This window comes from Xanthomonas arboricola pv. juglandis (assembly GCF_905367715.1).
Lineage (GTDB): Bacteria > Pseudomonadota > Gammaproteobacteria > Xanthomonadales > Xanthomonadaceae > Xanthomonas > Xanthomonas arboricola.
In genome coordinates, this window is the sequence record NZ_HG999362.1 from 2,195,840 (window position 1) to 2,213,463 (window position 17,624).

17 protein-coding genes and 1 tRNA gene are annotated in these 17,624 nt (G+C 64.2%); 6 read left to right on the forward strand and 12 right to left on the reverse strand.

The features are described 5' to 3' along the window. Positions 1–74 precede the first annotated feature (74 nt). Entirely contained in the window at positions 75–1,031 is a 957-nt protein-coding gene (locus tag KHN93_RS09715; RefSeq protein WP_212579629.1) for a glycoside hydrolase family 5 protein, read from the forward strand. A gap of 634 nt (positions 1,032–1,665) precedes the next feature. Here KHN93_RS09715 and KHN93_RS09720 read toward each other — a convergent pair. After that, the gene (locus KHN93_RS09720; protein WP_016903100.1) at positions 1,666–2,244 is read right to left on the reverse strand and encodes a response regulator transcription factor; all 579 of its coding nucleotides are present in this window, start codon (positions 2,242–2,244) and stop codon (positions 1,666–1,668) included. Next, positions 2,241–3,467, reverse strand: a complete 1,227-nt coding sequence (locus KHN93_RS09725; RefSeq protein ID WP_016903101.1) for an ATP-binding protein — start codon at positions 3,465–3,467, stop codon at positions 2,241–2,243. The genes KHN93_RS09720 and KHN93_RS09725 overlap by 4 nt, the downstream gene beginning before the upstream one ends. A 120-nt stretch (positions 3,468–3,587) precedes the next feature. Between KHN93_RS09725 and ispG the strand changes: the two genes are divergently transcribed. After that, positions 3,588–4,853: a flavodoxin-dependent (E)-4-hydroxy-3-methylbut-2-enyl-diphosphate synthase gene (ispG, locus tag KHN93_RS09730; protein WP_016903102.1), complete on the forward strand. Its 1,266-nt coding sequence runs from the start codon at positions 3,588–3,590 to the stop codon at positions 4,851–4,853. Continuing rightward, positions 4,834–5,532: a phosphatase PAP2 family protein gene (locus KHN93_RS09735; protein WP_047130320.1), complete on the forward strand. Its 699-nt coding sequence runs from the start codon at positions 4,834–4,836 to the stop codon at positions 5,530–5,532. The genes ispG and KHN93_RS09735 overlap by 20 nt, the downstream gene beginning before the upstream one ends. A gap of 78 nt (positions 5,533–5,610) precedes the next feature. On the opposite strand, the gene KHN93_RS09740 is transcribed toward KHN93_RS09735, so the two are convergent. From KHN93_RS09740 to amaB, 8 genes are all read right to left on the reverse strand, one after another. Then, positions 5,611–6,909, reverse strand: coding sequence for an MFS transporter (locus KHN93_RS09740; protein WP_104593947.1), 1,299 nt, complete (start codon positions 6,907–6,909; stop codon positions 5,611–5,613). A 165-nt stretch (positions 6,910–7,074) separates the two neighbouring features. Beyond that, positions 7,075–7,779 (reverse strand): aspartate/glutamate racemase family protein, encoded by a 705-nt coding sequence (locus KHN93_RS09745; RefSeq protein WP_047130322.1) that lies wholly within the window; start codon positions 7,777–7,779, stop codon positions 7,075–7,077. Between the two features lie 140 nt (positions 7,780–7,919). Further along, positions 7,920–8,831 (reverse strand): DMT family transporter, encoded by a 912-nt coding sequence (locus KHN93_RS09750; protein ID WP_104593946.1) that lies wholly within the window; start codon positions 8,829–8,831, stop codon positions 7,920–7,922. After that, the gene (murB, locus tag KHN93_RS09755) at positions 8,825–9,877 is read right to left on the reverse strand and encodes a UDP-N-acetylmuramate dehydrogenase (protein ID WP_104559259.1); all 1,053 of its coding nucleotides are present in this window, start codon (positions 9,875–9,877) and stop codon (positions 8,825–8,827) included. Before murB ends, KHN93_RS09750 begins: the two co-directional genes overlap by 7 nt. Further along, positions 9,874–10,929, reverse strand: a complete 1,056-nt coding sequence (locus KHN93_RS09760; RefSeq protein WP_039521311.1) for a quinone-dependent dihydroorotate dehydrogenase — start codon at positions 10,927–10,929, stop codon at positions 9,874–9,876. Before KHN93_RS09760 ends, murB begins: the two co-directional genes overlap by 4 nt. 5 nt (positions 10,930–10,934) lie before the next feature. Then, positions 10,935–11,702 (reverse strand): class I SAM-dependent methyltransferase, encoded by a 768-nt coding sequence (locus KHN93_RS09765; protein ID WP_016903109.1) that lies wholly within the window; start codon positions 11,700–11,702, stop codon positions 10,935–10,937. A 2-nt stretch (positions 11,703–11,704) separates the two neighbouring features. Next, complete coding sequence (locus KHN93_RS09770) at positions 11,705–11,989, reverse strand: DUF4190 domain-containing protein (RefSeq protein WP_016903110.1); 285 nt, start codon at positions 11,987–11,989, stop codon at positions 11,705–11,707. Positions 11,990–12,325: 336 nt separating this feature from the next. Then, on the reverse strand, positions 12,326–13,858 hold the full coding sequence (gene amaB, locus KHN93_RS09775) for an L-piperidine-6-carboxylate dehydrogenase (protein WP_212579496.1): 1,533 nt from the start codon (positions 13,856–13,858) through the stop codon (positions 12,326–12,328). Positions 13,859–13,991: 133 nt separating this feature from the next. Here amaB and KHN93_RS09780 point away from each other — a divergent pair. From KHN93_RS09780 to KHN93_RS09790, 3 genes are all read left to right on the forward strand, one after another. Then, positions 13,992–14,068, forward strand: a tRNA-Arg gene (locus KHN93_RS09780). A gap of 169 nt (positions 14,069–14,237) precedes the next feature. Continuing rightward, a complete protein-coding gene (locus tag KHN93_RS09785) occupies positions 14,238–15,143 on the forward strand; it encodes a DUF4747 family protein (protein ID WP_212579497.1) in 906 nt (301 codons plus the stop codon). Between the two features lie 7 nt (positions 15,144–15,150). Beyond that, positions 15,151–15,738, forward strand: coding sequence for a hypothetical protein (locus tag KHN93_RS09790; RefSeq protein WP_212579498.1), 588 nt, complete (start codon positions 15,151–15,153; stop codon positions 15,736–15,738). 189 nt (positions 15,739–15,927) lie between these two features. On the opposite strand, the gene pgaD is transcribed toward KHN93_RS09790, so the two are convergent. Further along, a complete protein-coding gene (gene pgaD / locus KHN93_RS09795) occupies positions 15,928–16,374 on the reverse strand; it encodes a poly-beta-1,6-N-acetyl-D-glucosamine biosynthesis protein PgaD (protein WP_016904642.1) in 447 nt (148 codons plus the stop codon). Further along, the gene (gene pgaC, locus KHN93_RS09800; protein ID WP_016904643.1) at positions 16,371–17,624 is read right to left on the reverse strand and encodes a poly-beta-1,6-N-acetyl-D-glucosamine synthase; all 1,254 of its coding nucleotides are present in this window, start codon (positions 17,622–17,624) and stop codon (positions 16,371–16,373) included. The genes pgaD and pgaC overlap by 4 nt, the downstream gene beginning before the upstream one ends.

Here is a 17,624-nt window from a genome sequence, read left to right on the forward strand (position 1 = left end):
GCCATCGCTCGTCGTCCTCCCCTCTGTCTGGAAAATCGATCGTGAAATCACCGTTGTCTCGTTTTGCCCACCGCATGCTGCTGGTCGTTGCAGGCCTGGCAGTGTCGTCTGCCGCGCACGCGGGGCTGTCGGTGTCCGGCACACAACTGCGTGAGTCCAATGGCAACACCGTGGTCTTGCGTGGCGTCAATCTGCCGCACGCCTGGTATGCAAGCCGTACCGACGCGGCCCTGGCTGCCATCGCTGCCACCGGCGCCAACAGCGTGCGCGTGGTGCTCAGTTCCGGTTATCGCTGGAACCGCACACCGGAGGCCGAGGTGTCGCGCATCATCACGCGTTGCAAAAGCCTGGGCCTGATCGCGGTGCTGGAAGTGCACGACACCACCGGCTATGGCGAAGACGGCGCTGCCGCTGGCCTGGCCCACGCTACTGCGTACTGGACCAGCATCCGCAAGGCGCTGATCGGCAACGAAGACCAGGTCATCATCAACATCGGCAACGAGCCGTTCGGCAATCAGTTGAGCGCCAGCGAATGGGTCAACGGCCATGCAACCGCAATCGCCGCATTGCGCAAGGCCGGGTTGACTCACGCACTGATGGTGGATGCGCCGAACTGGGGCCAGGACTGGAAGTACTACATGCGCGACAACGCTGCCGCGTTGCTGGCGCGCGACAGCCGCCGCAACCTGATCTTCAGCGTGCACATGTACGAAGTGTTCGGCAGCGATGCGACGGTCAACAATTATCTGCGCGCCTTCCGCGATAAAAAGCTGGCGCTGGTGATCGGCGAGTTCGGTGGAGACCATCGCGGCGCGCACGTGGACGAGGCAGCGATCATGCGCCGTGCCCGCGAATACAACGTCGGCTATCTGGGCTGGTCGTGGTCGGGCAATGACAGCAGCACGCAATCGCTGGATATCGCAATCGGCTGGAACGCCACGCGCCTCAGCAGCTGGGGGCGCAACTTGATCCTGGGCGCCGATGGCATCACCGCGACCTCGCGCAGGGCGAGCGTGTTCGGGCCACGTTGAGAGTGACGCCCTGCGGTCAGCGTCTTTGGTTTTTCGGGATGCCTGGATAGTTTGCTGCAGAGCTGCAGCGCAGTTGATCTGCTGCTTGGCTGCAGGGCCCTTGCCCGCCCACCATCGCAGGACACGCCGCAAGTACGTCCCTGTAGGCTCTTACGCGGCATCCATGCCGCGTAAGGTCCCGCGACGGTGAGCGGACAAGGACCCGTCGAGATGGTCGGTGTGCATGTTTGCAAGCAGAGCATGCCGTACGTTGTTCGGAGCACTAAGTGTTCGATCAACCTCTGATCATTTTCCCGTCGCAAGCCGAGCAACAAACAGGCTTTCAACACGCAAGCTACAAACGTCGCATCTGCTATCGCAGGCCGAGTGACAATCTTTAAAAAGCAGCCGACCAACTTTCTGGTGCGGTGTCCTTGCCGGTTGCGGGACCCTTGGCGGCATGGATGCCGCCAAGGAGCCTCCATGGATGGATTCACGGCGTGTCCCGCAAGCGGCGAGGGCACCGCGCTCTCGACTCGCCGAGCTTTTGACTTAAGCGTCGGATCGCGCCAAAAAAAACAGCGCCATGGTTGAACGGATCAAGCCTCGGGTAGCGCCTGAAAAGCGCAATGGTTCAATGTCTCGATGTCAGGCCTCAACGCCCGGGCTCGCGTAACGGCCCCGGGCTTGGCCGCTTGGTCAGCTTGCGCTGCAGCGAGCGGCGGTGCATGCCGAGCAGGCGTGCGGCGGCGGAGACATTGCCGCCGGTTTCGTGCAGCGCCTGCTGGATGTGCTCCCACTGCAGGCGGCTGAGTGGTGTCATCATTTCCCGCGCGGTCTCTTCTTCGTCCGGCTCCGGCAGCTCGTCGTCCTCTTCGCCCAGCGCACGCATGATGGTGGGGATATTGGCCGGCTTGGGCAGGTAGTCGTCGGCGCCGAGCTTGATCGCCTCCACCGCGGTGGCGATGCTCGCATAGCCGGTGACCAGCAGGATGCGCATGTCGGCGCGGATTTCGCGCAGCGGCTGGATCAGGCTCAGACCGGAATCGTGGCCGAGCTTGAGATCGATCAAGGCGAAATCGGGCAGGGCGCTGCGCGCGGTCGACAGGGCACTGGCCGCGTCGGTGGCGGTCAGGGTTTCCACGCCGCGGCGGGCGAGGCTGCGCTGCAGCGTGCGCAGGTACAAGGTGTCGTCGTCGACCAGCAGGCCGGTACGCAGGGGAGTGCTTGTCATGCGAGTGCCTCGTGTTCGGAGAGCGGCAGACGGAAACCGACGCGGGCGCCGCTGCCTTCGGCGGGCAGCATCCACAATTCGCCCTGCAGCCGCTCGACGGTGGCGTGCGAGAGCGCCAGCCCGACGCCCATGCCGTCGTGCTTGCCGCTGTTGAATAAAGTGCCCGGCAGCATGGCCTGCGAGGTGTCGAAGCCCGGACCGTAGTCGCGGACTTCGCCGCTGAGATGGTCCTGCTCCACGCGCAGAGTCAGATCGATCTGCGGCCGGCCGGCACGTTCGCCGGCATCGGCCGCATTGTTGAGCAGCACCATCAGCAGATGGCTGACGCCGGGCTGCAGCAGCAGGCGCATCGGTGCATCGTCGTTGCGGCGCAGCTCGATGGTCGGGCGCACCAGCCGCCATTGTTCCAGCACGTCCTTGACCGCCACCTCGCGGCTGAGGTGGCCGTTGTCGGCCGGTGCGGCCAGCGCCAGCACGCGCTCGTGACACTGCACCAGCAGCTCGCGCAGTGTGTCCAGATCCTCGCGCAATTCGCCCTGGTCGCATTGGTCGGCGATGTCGTCGACCAGCAGGGTCATCGTCGCCAGTGGCGTGTTGAGTTCATGCGCCACCGAGGCCGCGTGCGTGGCCAGCGCGACGATGCCCTCGTTACGCGCAAAGCGCTCGCGCAGCGTGGAGATCTCGCGCTCGCGTTCGCGCATCGACAAGGCCAGCCGGGTAGCGAAGGCCAGCACCACCACCGTCGACAGCAGGAAGTTGGCGGCCATGCCCCACATGTGCAGGCTGAGCGGGTCGAAGCTGCCGTAGGGCAGCGGCAGGCCGAACGCCGCACTGATCACATAGCCGGCCACACAGGACGCCGCCACGGCCATCGCCCAGCCCAGCGGCAGGGCCAGCGCGGCCAGCGCGATCAGCACCAGGAACAGCGAGCCGAACGGGTTGGCGATGCCGCCGCTCCAGCCCACCATCCAGGTCAGCACGGTGACATCGACCAGGATGTGGCCGAACTCGGTGGCCGGGCTGACCGCGCCGCGGTGGGCCACCCGCAGTTGCGCATACAGGTTGAACACCGCCAGTGCGGCCACGCCGGCCCACAAGGGTTGCTGCGGCAGGTCCAGGCCCATCAGGCCGGTGGCGACCAGGATGGTGGCGGCCTGGCCGGCGGTGGCCAGCCAGCGCAGGCTGCACAGGGTCCGCAGGAAGGAGGCGTCTGAGGAATTCATCACGGCAATGCTATGCGCTCGAGGGCGTGGCGGCCTGCGACAAACCGTCGCATCGGCCCGGAAGACGACCCGCGCAGCGCTTCAGCTGTGAGCGGACCGATGACAGGCTAAAATACCGCGATGTACGACGCCGTGACTCGCCCAACCCCTCCCGCCGACGCCACCGCCTGGCCGCGCCGCATCACCCAGGCCGTCAAGATCGGCAGCGTGACTGTGGGCGGCGGCCACCCGGTGGTCGTCCAGTCGATGACCAATACCGATACCGCCGACATCGCCGGCAGCGTCAAGCAGGTGGCCGACCTGTGGCGCGCCGGTTCGGAAATGGTGCGCCTGACCGTCAACAACGCCGAGTCGGCCGCGGCCATTCCGCGCATCGTCGACAAGCTGCGCATGATGGGGATTGAGGTGCCGTTGATCGGCGATTTCCATTACAACGGTCACCAGTTGCTCGCCGCCGAGCCGGCCTGCGCCGAAGCGCTGGCCAAGTACCGCATCAATCCAGGCAATGTCGGCTTCGGCAAGAAGAAGGACCTGCAGTTCGCGCAGCTGATCGAGTTCGCGATCAAGTACGACAAGCCGGTGCGCATCGGCGCCAACTGGGGCTCGCTGGACCAGTCGCTGGCTGCGCAGCTGATGGACGAGAACTCGCAACGCGCTACGCCCTGGGATGCCGGCCGCGTGCTGCGCGAGGCCTTGATCCGTTCGGCAGTGGATTCGGCCGAGCGCGCGGTGGAGCTGGGGTTGGCGCGCGAGCGCATCATCCTGTCGGCCAAGGTATCCGGTGTGCAGGAACTGATCGCGGTATATCGCGACATGGCGAGCCGCTGCGACTTTGCGCTGCATCTGGGTCTGACCGAGGCCGGCATCGGCAGCAAGGGCATCGTGGCCTCGGCTGCGGCGCTGAGCGTGCTGTTGCAGGAAGGCATCGGCGACACCATCCGCATTTCGCTGACGCCGGAACCGGGCCAGTCGCGCACCCAGGAAGTGATCGTCGCGCAGGAACTGCTGCAGACCACCGGCCAGCGCGCCTTCACGCCGATGGTCACGGCCTGCCCGGGCTGCGGCCGCACCACCTCCGAGTTCTTCCAGGAACTGGCCGGGGTGGTGCAGAACCACGTGCGCGCCAAGATGCCGGAGTGGAAGATCAGCAACCCCGGCGCGGAAAACATGACCCTGGCGGTGATGGGCTGCGTGGTCAACGGGCCGGGCGAATCGCGCCACGCCAACATCGGCATCTCGTTGCCGGGTACCGGAGAGGCGCCGTCGGCACCGGTGTTCATCGATGGCGAAAAAAGCGTGACCTTGCGTGGCGAAAACATCGCCTACGAGTTCATCGATCTGATCGATCAGTACGTCGAACGCACCTATGTCCGCCGCGCCGGCTGAATCGCCGGCCGGTTTCAGGGAATGGCTGCGCAGCAATGCGTGGCGCATGGCGTTGCTGTTTGCCGGCGTGCTGCTGCCGTTGGGCTTGTTCGTCGACCTGGCCGACGAAGTCCACGAGCTGGAAAATTTCTATTTCGACGAGCCCCTGCTGTGGAGCATGCGCAGCATCGCCACACCGGGGCTGGATGCGTTTTTCGGGGTGATCTCCAAGATCGGCTACCAATACGGGGTGATCCCGGCCGATATCGCCATCGTGCTGGTGTTGCTGATGTTGCGGCGCTGGCGCGAAGGAACCTTTGCCGCACTCGGCTTTGGCGGCTCGGCCTTGTTGAACATGGGCGCCAAGCAGGTGTTCCAGCGCGACCGTCCTAGCCTGTGGGAATCGATCGCCCCGGAAAGCACTTTCAGCTTTCCCAGCGGGCATGCGATGGGCTCGATGACGCTCGCTGCGGTGCTCATCGCGCTGGCCTGGAACACGCGCTGGCGCTGGCCGGTGACCATTGCCGCCAGCCTGTTCGCGGTGCTTGTCGGCGTGTCGCGGATTTACCTGGGTGTGCATTATCCCTCCGACATCCTGGGTGGCTGGTCGGCCGCGCTGGTATGGGTGGTCGGGCTGTATCTGGTGATGTTTCGCGGCGCACGGCGGCCGCATTGGCGTCGCCATCTCACCTCGGCCTGAGGGCACGGCCGCGCGACGTCGAACGTGGTCGGCGCAGGTGTGTGACCGGGACTGACGCAGACCGGCACGGCGTTCGACTCAGTAACGACGTGCGCGCTCCCGGCGCCACAACTGCAGCCCGATCACGCTGCCGATCGCGGCCAGCAGAATCATGTAATACGCCGGGCCCATCGGGTGTTGCTTGAGCAACATCACCACCACCAGCGGGGTCAGGCCACCGAATACCGCATAGCCCAGGTTGTAGGCGAACGACACGCCGGACAGGCGCACCACTGGCGGGAACGCTTCGACCATGACGCGCGGAACCGCTCCCAGGACGCCGAGCGCCGCGCCCAGCAGGGCGTACAGCGGGAACAGCAACTGCGAATCACCGGCCAGGCGATAGAACAGCCAGGCGCTGGCGCCCAGGAACACGCTGCCGGCAAGCAGCACGCGTCCGTTGCCGTAGCGATCGGACAAGGCGCCGGCCACGATCGAGCCGATCGCCTGCAGCAGGACCGCGAGCAGGTTGGCCTGCAAGGCGACCGCTGCCGGGTAGTGGTACGCGCTCTGCAACAGCGTCGGCGTCATCAACGACACCACCAGCACCCCGGCTGCCACCATCCAGGTCAGCCACAACGACTGCGCCACACTGCGTGGATGATCGCGCAGCACCAGTTTGAGCGGCGTTTCACGCGCGACGGCACGCATCGCCATCAGCTCGGCGAACACCGGCGTTTCATGCAGCCAGCGTCGCAGATACACGGAAAGCAGGCCGAAGAGGCCGCCGGCCAAAAACGGCAGGCGCCAGGCATAGTCGGCGATTTCCTGCGGGGTGAAAGCGCGATTGATCGCCCCGGCGCTGAGCGAACCGAGCAACACCCCGGCGGCCAGGCCGGCGGTCAGTGTTCCGCAGGCCAGTCCCCTGCGTTGCGCAGGCACGTGCTCTGCGACGAAGACCCATGCACTGGGAACTTCGCCGCCGATGGCTGCGCCCTGCAGCAACCGCATCGTCAGCAGCAGGAGCGGGGCGGCCAGGCCGATCTGCGCGTAGGTCGGCAGCACGCCGATGGCCAGGGTCGGCAAGGCCATCAACCCGATGCTCAGCGCGAACATGCGCTTGCGACCGAGCAGGTCGCCGAAGTGCGCCATCACGATCCCGCCCAGCGGACGGATCAGGTAGCCGGCAGCAAAGATGCCGAAAGTCTGCAACTGCCGCATCCAGTCCGGTATGCCCGGCGGAAAGAACAGCTCTCCCAGCACCGTCGCGAAGAAGATGAAGATGATGAAGTCGTAGAATTCCAGCGCGCCGCCCAGGGCGGACAGGGCCAGGGTCTTGTAGTCGTCGCGTGTGAGCTGGCTTGCGGGTGCGGTGCCTGTTGCGGAAGGGGTCTTCAAGGCAGGACATCCTGTGGCAGGTGCTCGCGCGCATCCGCGTGCTGGAGCAGTGAGGTAGGCGTCGTCAGTGGCATCGCCGCGGCAACGCGCAGCTTGCACGCTTGCCCGCCATGGCCAGGCGCATGCACTTCGGGAAAGGCGCGCTGGCTGCGCCTTCGGTGCCGATCAGTCGCGCACACTTGCGTGCGCCGCCGCTTCGGCATGCAGTGCGGTGGTGTCGAACAACGGCAGCTGCGCATCGCTGCTGTCCACCAGCAGCGAAATCTCGGTGCAGCCCAAAATGATCGCTTGCGCACCCTCCTGGCCGAGGTCGGCCATGACCTGGCGGAAATAGCCGCGCGACTCCGGCCGGATGATGCCCTGGCAGAGTTCGTCGTAGATCACCCGATGCAGTTGCGCGCGTGCGTCGGCCGGCGGTACCAGCACCTGCAGGCCACGCCCAGCCAGGCACTCGCGATAGAACGGCTGTTCCATGGTGAAACGCGTGCCGAGCAGCCCGACCCGGGTGACGCCCGCGGCAATCAACGCATCGGCGGTAGCATCGGCGATATGCAGCAATGGCAGCGGCGTTGCGGAGGTGATCGCATCGGCAACGCAATGCATGGTGTTGGTGCACAGCACCAGGAAGTCGGCACCGCCGGCATGCAGCGCGCGCGCCGCTGCCGCCATTGCCTGGCCTGCGCCGTCCCAGTCGCCGGCGTGTTGCAGGCGCTCGATCTCATGGAAATTGACGCTGTACAGCAATAGCCTGGCCGAGTGCAGGCCGCCGCAGGCCAGGCGCACCCGCTGGTTGATGATGCGGTAATAGGGCAGGGTGGATTCCCAGCTCATGCCGCCGATCAGGCCGATGGTCTTGCTTGGAACCGGCATGCCGACCTCACCTTGGAACAGTCAACGAAGTGGGTGCGCATCGCCCCTTCGATGGCCGGGGAGCGCTCACCAGCGCAGTGTACGTCGGCATCGTCGCCACGCCACCGCGCGGGCCGGTCAGGCCGCTCGCAGACGGTCGATCACTCGCCCGGTTTTGCGCCTTCCAGTGGTGCGTGCGTGGCGGCGCGACGCGCCAGCACGCTTTCACGATGGGCGATGTAGACATTGGCGCAGATGATGATGGCCGCACCAAACAGGGTATGGTGTTCGATCGCCTCGCCGAACAGCCACCAGCCCAGCAGCGCCACCAGCGGCAGCTGCATGAAGCTGATCGGCTGCAGTGCGGAGACTTCGCCCAGCTTGAGTGCGCGCGTCCAGAACAGCTGCCCGGCGGTACCGAAGATGCCCGTCGCCGCCAGCCAGAGCCAGTCGATGCCCTGCGGCCAGCTCCACTGAAACAGCGCCGGAATCAGCGACATCGGCACCCAGAACACATAGGTGTAGAACACCACGGTGTCCGAGTCGTCGCTGCGCGAGAGCTGCTTGATCTGGATCGCCACCACGGCGCTGATCACCGCTGCCAGCAGTGCAATCAGCAGGCCGGGCGTAAAGGTGGACGAGCCTGGCCGCAGGATCACCAACACGCCGATGAATCCGGCCGCCACCGCCAGCCAGCGGCGCAGGCGCACCTGTTCGTGCAGCCACACCACGGCCAGCACGGTGACGAACAACGGGGTGGAATACGACAGCGAGATCGCCTGCGACAACGGCAGATGGCCGATCGCCCAGAACCCGCACAGCATCGACGCCAGGCCGATCAGGGTGCGTGCCAGGTACTGCGGCAATTGCCGTGTGCGCGGCAGCGCCTTGCCGGCGCGCAGGATCAGCGGCAACAGGGCCAACAGCCCGAACGCATTGCGAAAGAACGCGATCTCGGTGGTGGCGATCGTGCCCGAGGCCAGCCGGATGCAGATGGCCATCAGGCCGAAGGCGAAGGTACTGGTGAGCATCCACAGCGCAGCACGTCGTGATGCCTGCTGCGCTGTCACCAATGCGCTCCGATGATGCGCGGCTCCGGCTCCAGGATCACCGAGTAACGCTCGCGCACCGATTCGGCGATGCGCCGCGCAAAGTCCAGCAGCTGCGCACCGCTGGCGGTGCCGTAGTTGACCAGCACCAGGGCGTGATCCGGCGACACCCCGGCATCGCCTTCGCGCCGGCCTTTCCAGCCGCACTGCTCGATCAACCAGGCAGCCGACAACTTGCCCTGGCCAGGCTGTTCGCCGGGATACACCGGCATATCGGCAAAGGTGGCCTGCAGCGCGGCGATCTGCTCGCTGGGCAGCAAGGGATTCTTGAAGAAGCTGCCGGCATTGCCGAGCACATCCGGGTCCGGCAGTTTGCGCCGACGGATGTTGATCACTGCCTGCGCCACATCGGCGGCACCGGCCAGGTCGGCGCCCATGCTCGCCAGCTCCTCGCGGATGCCGGCGTAGTCCAGCCGCAACTCGTGCAGCAGCGGCAGATTGAATTCCACCGCGACGATCAGATAACGCTCCGGCTGCTGCTTGAACACGCTGTCGCGATAGGCAAAGGCGCACTCGGCCGCGGTCAGCCGCACGAACTGCTGGGCATGCAGATCAAAGGCGTCCACCACATGGATGAAGTCGCCCACCTGCGCGCCGTATGCGCCGATGTTCTGGATCGGGCAGGCGCCGACGGTGCCGGGAATCAAGGCCAGATTCTCCAGCCCCGACAGGCCTTGCTGCAGCGAATACAGCACCAGCGCGTGCCAGTTGACGCCGGCACCGGCGCGCACGATGGCGTGGTCGGCATGGTGCGCGATGATGGCGATGTCGCGGTTTTCGAAACACAGCACGCAGCCCTGCGGGTCGCCGGCCAGCAGCACGTTGCTGCCGCTACCCAACACCAGCAGCGGTTGCCCGGCGATCTCCGGCGCCGCCAGCGCCTGCGGCAAGGCATCGGCTATGTGGATGCTCAGCAACCAGCGCGCCGTGGCATCGACATGAAAGGTATTGAGCGCGCGCAGGGGCGCGTGTTCGCTCAAACGCCAGCCGGCTTGCGTTGCATCGCTCATAGCGGCGACACCGCACCGCCGCTGGGCGCTTCGCGGCGGCGACGGATCGCGTCCACGCATTCGCCGATCAGCGGCGGCCCGCGATAGACCAGGCCGCTGTAGCACTGTACCAGCGTCGCGCCGGCCGCCATCTTGGCCACCGCATCCGCACCGGAGTTGATGCCACCCACGCCAATCAACGGAATCGACTCCGGCAGGCGTGCGCGCAGGCGGCGCAGCACCAGCGTCGATTGCCCCAGCAATGGCGCGCCCGACAGGCCGCCGGCCTCGGCAGCCAGCGGATGGTTGGCGATCAGGGTGCGCGTCACCGTGGTGTTGGTGGCGATCACGCCATCCACCGCCAGATCGGCCAGCACGCGCGCGGCCGCATCGATGTCGCGATCGTTGAGATCCGGCGCCACCTTCACCAGCATCGGCACGCGCTTGCCGTGTTGCGCGGCCAGGGCTTCCTGGGTGTCGCGCAAATCGGCGATCAGCCGGCGCAGCGCCTGTTCTTCCTGCAGTTCGCGCAAGCCGGCAGTGTTGGGCGAAGAAATGTTAACAGTGATGTAGTCGGCCAGCGGGTAGACGCGCTCCATGCAATAGCGGTAGTCGCTGGTGGCTTCCTCGTTGGGCGTGTCCTTGTTCTTGCCGATGTTGATACCGAGCAGGCCGCCGCGCCGCCGCGCGCGTTGCACGTTGGCCACCAGCACATCCACGCCCAGATTGTTGAAGCCCATGCGGTTGATCACCGCCTGGTATTCCGGCAAGCGGAACATGCGCGGCTTGGGATTGCCTTCCTGCGGCCGCGGCGTCACCGTGCCGATCTCGACGAAGCCGAAACCCAGCGCGAGCAGCGCATCGATGTGCTCGCCGTTCTTGTCCAGGCCGGCACCGAGCCCGACCGGGTTGGGAAACATCAGACCGAAGGCCGGCGTCGGCAGCGGCACCGGGCGCTTGGCCAGCAGCGGCGTGGTGCCGGTGCGGTAGGCGACATCGATGGAGCGCAATGCCAGCGCGTGGGCGCGCTCGGCATCGAGGGAAAACAGCAAGGGGCGGGCAAGCGAATACATGCGGGTCAGTTCAATCCCCCGGCGAACACCCGGGTCTGGTATTGGAAGTCGATCAGCCCGTCGCGTGCATGCGCATCGAACAGCGTGCGCAGCGCGGCGAGCATCGGGGCATGGCGTGGGTCATGCGCGAGCGGCGCATACGACGAAGACAGCAGCCGGCCGCGCAAGGCATCGAAGTCCAGCCGTTGCACATTTGGAAAGCGTGCCATCGCGCGGAAGCCTTCGCCGAACCACGCCTGCATGGTGGCATCGTCCTGATAGCGTTCGGCCACGGCCGAATAGTCGGTACCGTAGTCCAGCAGCAATTGCTCGTAGCCGCGCAGGAAGTCGGTGGTGTCCAGCTCGCGGCTGTTCCAGTAGATCACCGCCAGCCCGCCGGGCTGCAGGATGCGCGCCCACTCGGCACGCACCGCCTGCACGTCGAACCAGTGGAAGGCCTGCGCCGCAGACACCAAGCCGACGCTGGCATCGGCCAGCCCGGTGGCCTCGGCGGTGCCGTCGACCGCGCGGAACTTGGGGAACTCCGCCAGCCACTGCTGCGCGGCTGCGCGCATGGCCGGGTTGGGTTCCACCGCCGTGACCGGATAACCGGCCTCCAGAAACAGCCGGCTGGAGATGCCGGTACCGGCACCGATATCGGCCACCGCGGTGGCCGGCGTCAGGCCCAGCTCTTCGTGCAGCCAGCGCAGCAGCTGCGGCGGATAGCTCGGCCGGTAGCGCACATAGGCCGCGACGCGGTCGTTGAAGCGTTGGGCGGAGGAGGGCGCGGCCATGCTCAACTGTTGGCGGCCGCAAGCCAGGCCAGGCCGCCGAAGAACAGGATGAAGATCGCCACCCCTGCCACCCAGAGCGCAACTGCCAGCCAGCCAAGAATCAGCCCGCCGATGGCCAGTCCATCGCCGTCCAGCCCCTGTGGATTGCGGCGGATTTCGCCGCGCGCCAGGTGGCCGGTGATGATGGCGCAGAGGCTGCCGAGGAACGGGATCAGCGTCCAGCCGAGAATGCCCGAGACCAGGCTGACGATGGCCATGGCACTGGTCTGTCGAACGACGACGTTCATCATGAACTCCTGAAGTGGCGGCAGCCGACGGCTGGCGTGTCCTGATTATCCCAGAGCCGCCGCCCGAATGGCGTGCCGTCTGCGGCCAGACGCGGTGCGTAGCCGGTTTTGATGGGAATGGAAGGGCTTGCGTGTCTGGTCGCCCCGCTATCGGGCCGAGCGGCCGATGAGACGTTGGGTGCCGAGATCGTGCGCAGCTGCGTGGCGCACTGCAAATGATCCAGGCACCAGGCCGCCGCTGATTGGCTGAGCCGGGCGCAGGCGCAACGTGGCAGCCATGCTCCGGCAAGCTTGCGACAGCGCGCCGGCTCAATGCCCGGCGCGCCTGCGTGTCGATCAAAGATCGAACTTGATGCCCTGCGCCAGCGGTAGCGAGTCGGAGTAGTTGATCGTATTGGTCTGGCGACGCATATAGACCTTCCACGCATCCGAGCCGGATTCGCGGCCACCGCCGGTCTCCTTTTCGCCGCCGAACGCGCCGCCGATCTCCGCACCCGAGGTGCCGATGTTGACGTTGGCGATGCCGCAGTCGCTGCCGGCCGCCGACAGGAACTTCTCGGCCGCCTTCAGGTTCTGGGTGAAGATCGACGACGATAGGCCCTGCGGCACGCCGTTCTGCAGCTCGATCGCCTCGTCCAGCGTGCTGTACTTCATCACGTACAGGATCGGCGCGAAGGTCTCGTGCTGCACCACCGCGTCGCTGTTCTGCAGCCCGGTGACGATGGCCGGCAGCACGAAATTGCCGGGGCGGTCGATCGCGGTGCCACCCACTTCGACCGTGCCGCCAGCGGCCTTGGCCTTGGCGATCGAGGCCAGGAACTGCTCCACCGCGCCCTGGCTGTTGAGCGGGCCCATCAGGTTTGCCGGGTCGGTCGGGTCACCGATCTTGCTGTCGAGCTGCTTGTACGCCTTGACCAGCGTGGCCAGCACGTTGTCGTAGATGGATGCGTGCACGATCAGGCGGCGCGTGGTGGTGCAGCGCTGCCCGGCGGTGCCCACCGCGCCGAACACGATGCCCGGGATGGCCAGCTTCAGGTCGGCGGTCTCGTCCAGGATGATGGCATTGTTGCCGCCCAGCTCCAGCAGGCAACGGCCCAGGCGGTGGGCGACCTTTTCCGCAACCACGCGGCCGATCTGGGTCGAACCGGTGAAGCTGATCAGCGGGATGCGGGTGTCTTCCACCAACTTCTGCGACAGCGCCGAGCCGGCATCGTTGATCAGGAAGAAGATGTCCGGGAAGCCGGCGTCCTTCAATGCCGCATTGCAGATCTTCATCGTCGCGATCGCGGTCAGTGGCGTCTTGTTGGACGGCTTCCAGATGCAGATATCGCCGCAGATGGCCGCCAGGAACGCATTCCACGCCCACACCGCCACCGGGAAGTTGAACGCGCTGATGATGCCGACCAGGCCCAGCGGCTGGTACTGCTCGTACATGCGGTGGCCCGGCCGCTCCGAGTGCATGGTGTAGCCGTACAGCATGCGGCTCTGGCCGACCGCGAAGTCGGCGATGTCGATCATCTCCTGTACTTCGCCGTCGCCCTCGGGCTTGCTCTTGCCCATTTCCAGCGCCACCAGCGAGCCCAGCGCATCCTTGTGCGCACGCAGCGCCTCGCCACACAGGCGAACGGCTTCGCCGCGGCGCGGCGCAGGCGTGGTCCGCCACACCTTGAAGGCGGCCTGCGCACGCTGGACGATCAGCTCATAGTCTTCCGGCGTGGTCGCCTGCACCTCGGCGATCACCGCGTTGGTGGTCGGATTGAGCGGCTGCAGCACCCCGGCGCCGGTGGCCTGCGACCAGGTCGCCTCGCCAAGATAGGTACCGAAATTGGACGCGGCGAGGTCGAGCGCCTTGAGCAGGTCAGCGGACATGGGATCTCCAAAGGTCGGGACGGTCGCGCGGCGGCCGGGGCCCCCGCGACACGGGTAGCCGCCGATTTTAGCAGGCTCCGCCGACCACCCGCCGGCTTGGCAATCGCAACGATCGTGCGACAATGCCCACCTTGGCCCCGTAGCTCAGCTGGATAGAGCGTCCCCCTCCTAAGGGGAAGGTCGCCCGTTCGAATCGGGCCGGGGTCACCAGGATCAACAGCTTAGGAATGTCGGCTGTTTGTCTCTTGCCAAATTTGAGCCAATTACGGTAGCTCGCTGGCACAGTTGGCACAGCCAGATATGCTTGTCTAACCCCCTGATTATTGCTTGACTGTCTTGACTGTTATGCTGCAGGCGTCTGCGCCTAAGGTGTGGATGCGTGAGTGACGCGGATCACGTCAATGGGGGACGCATGGATAAAGTAATTCGTGTTGGTGCGCTAAACATCGTGACGCAGCCACACAGTCAAAAAACTTATGAGTTGTTGATCAGGAAGGTTGGTCGGGCTCGCAAGGCTGCTCGGATCCGGGGGGACAGATTTGGTTTGGTGACCTTGGCTCCGGAGGCCAGCGGGCCCGCTGGTGATCCGTACGTCCAGGGGCTCATCGGAACCTTCACGCAGATCGATGTCAAGGGCGATTGGATGAACGTCCGATCCGGAAAAGTGGCTGAGCAAGACGACAAGCAGGGTCTGAGCATTCCTGCCAATCTACAACCAAACGCCAAGTTCTTTCGTTATCGGCTTTACCTGAAAAGTCACGTGCTCGTTTTCGAAATAGGGAATGCAGGGTCTCGTTTAACTCCAAACAACGCAGGTACTCTTTTTCAGCGTCTTTTGTCTACGGCACCCATAGAGTTTGAATTCGGTGAGGTGGTGTGTACAGTTTTGCCTGCTCGCGAAACAATCGATGAGATTATTAACAGTAAGACTCTCCGAGCGATCGAATTTGTAGTTCACGCGCCAAATCCGGATACTGGTAAAGCAGCTGAGTTGCAGTACAAAGAGCGGTTGCAGAAATTGCACGCACTCAGGCTTCAGCAATCTATCACTGCGCGTAAGAATGACTTCATTCAGCCCGATGAACAATTGAAGAGCGACTTGCGAGTAGCTTCTAATAACGGGCAGGTCAAAGCGACCGTCAAACGTGGTAACCGTTTGGTGAAAATCTCAACAATTGAGACGCCATACGAGTATGTTCATGTTTACGATGCGACTGAAAACACCCTGGACGAGGGCGAATTCGGAATCGCAGCCGACCGTGCACTAGATGAACTGAGAGATTAAAATGGGCATGCCCCGCTACTTCGGTGAATATGGAGGGTGGAATTCTATATTCGCATCAAGATATTTTTATGCTGCTGCAGTTGTGTCAGGGTTGGGTTATTGGTATTTTCAGCAGCCGAAGTGGTGGGACCTCGTTACCTCCGTTGTGCCAGGGTTGGTCGGTTTTGCAATTGCCGGCGTCGCGATATTCGTTAGCCTTGGTAGTGATGCTTTGCGTTCTACAATTGCGGGCAAGGTGCCGGGCTCTTGTGATCAGTCACCTTTTATCGCATTCATGGCTATGTTTACGCACTTTGTCATGGTGCAGCTTATCGCTTTAGTTTTGGCTTTGCTTGCTAAGTTCTTTTACGAGACATTAAAGCCGCCTTTTGCGACGCTTGTCGAGATTGGTTTTATGCTTAAGCCATTTTTTTGGTGGCTTGGCGGTTTATTTTTCTCTTATGCCGTTATGTTGTGCTTGTCGTTAGGGACGGAAATCTTTCGCTTGGCAACAATGATTGATGACTTTCAAACTCAAGAAAATTTAATCAATCTAAAATTGCAAGAACAGCATGAAATGGAAGAGCAAAGACGTTTAGAGGATGAACGGCGATAGAGTATTGAGTGAGGCTGCCTAGTGGATCGGCATGATCGCATGGAGAATTTCCAAAATTCTTTGAAGATCGCTGCGTAGAAATATGTGCCAAGGTAAGCGTTCTTGACTTTTGTTAGTTGTTTCTTTGCAGGCGAGGCGATAGTAGATACTTCAACCTGCCAGAAATAATGTCGCAGGCTCACTGACCACTCACCCATGCCGCACAACCCGCACCCCCACCGGCCTTGCAAACTTATCCATCGCCACCGAGGAGATGCGGCTATGGCGCAGCAGGCTGCCGAGCTGTTCGGGGACGCCCAGACGTTGATCGACCTCTGGCTCAAGCACGGTGCGGCGGCGTTTGCGCTGGTCGGCCTTGGCGAAGCGGATGCGGTTGTACTCGGCCCAGCCGACGGTGGTGATGGCGCTCATCAGCGCGATCACCGGCAGGGCGCCCAGTGCGAACGGGTCCAGCGCGTTGTGCTTGAGGTACAGCTCCATATAGGCGCTGCGCAGGCCGAAGAACCAGGCGATCAGCGTTGCCAGTGGTGCCCACAGATAGAAGTAGACCATCCAGGCGCCGGCGGTGGCGGCGCCGTAGGCGAGGCGGCGCGAGCGGCCGAGGCGTTGCGGCAGGTTGATGATGGGCGGTGTCATTGGATTCCTCGGTCGGGGCTTTTCCAGCGGGCGCGTTTGCTGCGGCGCGCGAGCAGGGCACGGGGGAAGGCGATGACGGCAGTGAGCATGCCGATCATCCAGAAGGCGACCGGATACCAGATCACCCAGAAGAACTGGCGCGCCAGGCCTTTTTCGTAGCGGCGTTCGATCACCAGGCTGGTGGCGAATTGCATCAGGCACACCACCGCCAGCACCAGGCCATGCCAACGCGGCAGGATGGTGTCGACGTAGAGCGCAGGCGGCAGCGTGATGACCTTGCCAAGCAGCCACAGCACGATGATGAAGAGCATCGTGTAGGCCCAGGCCAGGCTGAGCGCGTATTCCAGCAGCACGCCCCACATGCGTCGGCTGCGCCAGGACAGCACGCGGCGGCCATGGCTGAGCAACACTTCCACACCACCGCGCGCCCAGCGCAGGCGCTGCATCCACAGGCCACGGAAGGTCTCCGGCATCAGGATCCAGCACAGCGCATTGGGTTCGTAACGGATATCCCAGTCGTCCAGCTGCAGACGCCAGGAGATGTCGATGTCTTCGGTGACCATGTTGTCGGACCAGAAGCCGACGTGATGCAGCGCCGACCGCCGGAACGCGCAGATCACGCCCGACACGGTGAACAGCCGCCCGTAGACACGCTGCGCACGCTTGATCAGACCGACGATGGCGGAAAATTCGCCCACCTGCATGCGGCCCATCAGCGTGGTGCGGTTACGCACGCGCGGATTGCCGGTGACGCCGCCGACGCGCGGGCCGGAGATCAAGTGGCCGACCATCCAGCGGGTGGCGTTCGGGTCCAGGATGGCGTCGGCATCCACGCACACCAGATAGTCCGAGCGCGACGCCAGCGTGCCGACGCGCAGCGCGTTGGCCTTGCCATGATTCTGCTCCAGGTGCACCACGCGCAGGCGCGGATGCTGGTGGGTGAGATCGTCGAGCGCCTGGGCCGTGTCGTCGCTGCTGCCATCGTTGATGGCGATGATCTCGAAGTCCGGGTAGTTCTGCGCACTCATCGCGGCGATGGTTTCGCCGACATGCTTGGCCTCGTTGTAGCAGGGCACCAGCAACGACACGAACGGCTCGCTGGCCAACGGTGGCGGCGACGAGGGACCTGGCGTGCCGCGTTCGCGTCGCAGGTAGTAGTACGTGCCTCCGATCATCCAGAAGAACGCCATGATGATGGGATAGAAAAACGCGAAGTTGAACAGGGCGCCCAACAGGAGGCTGGTCGTCAT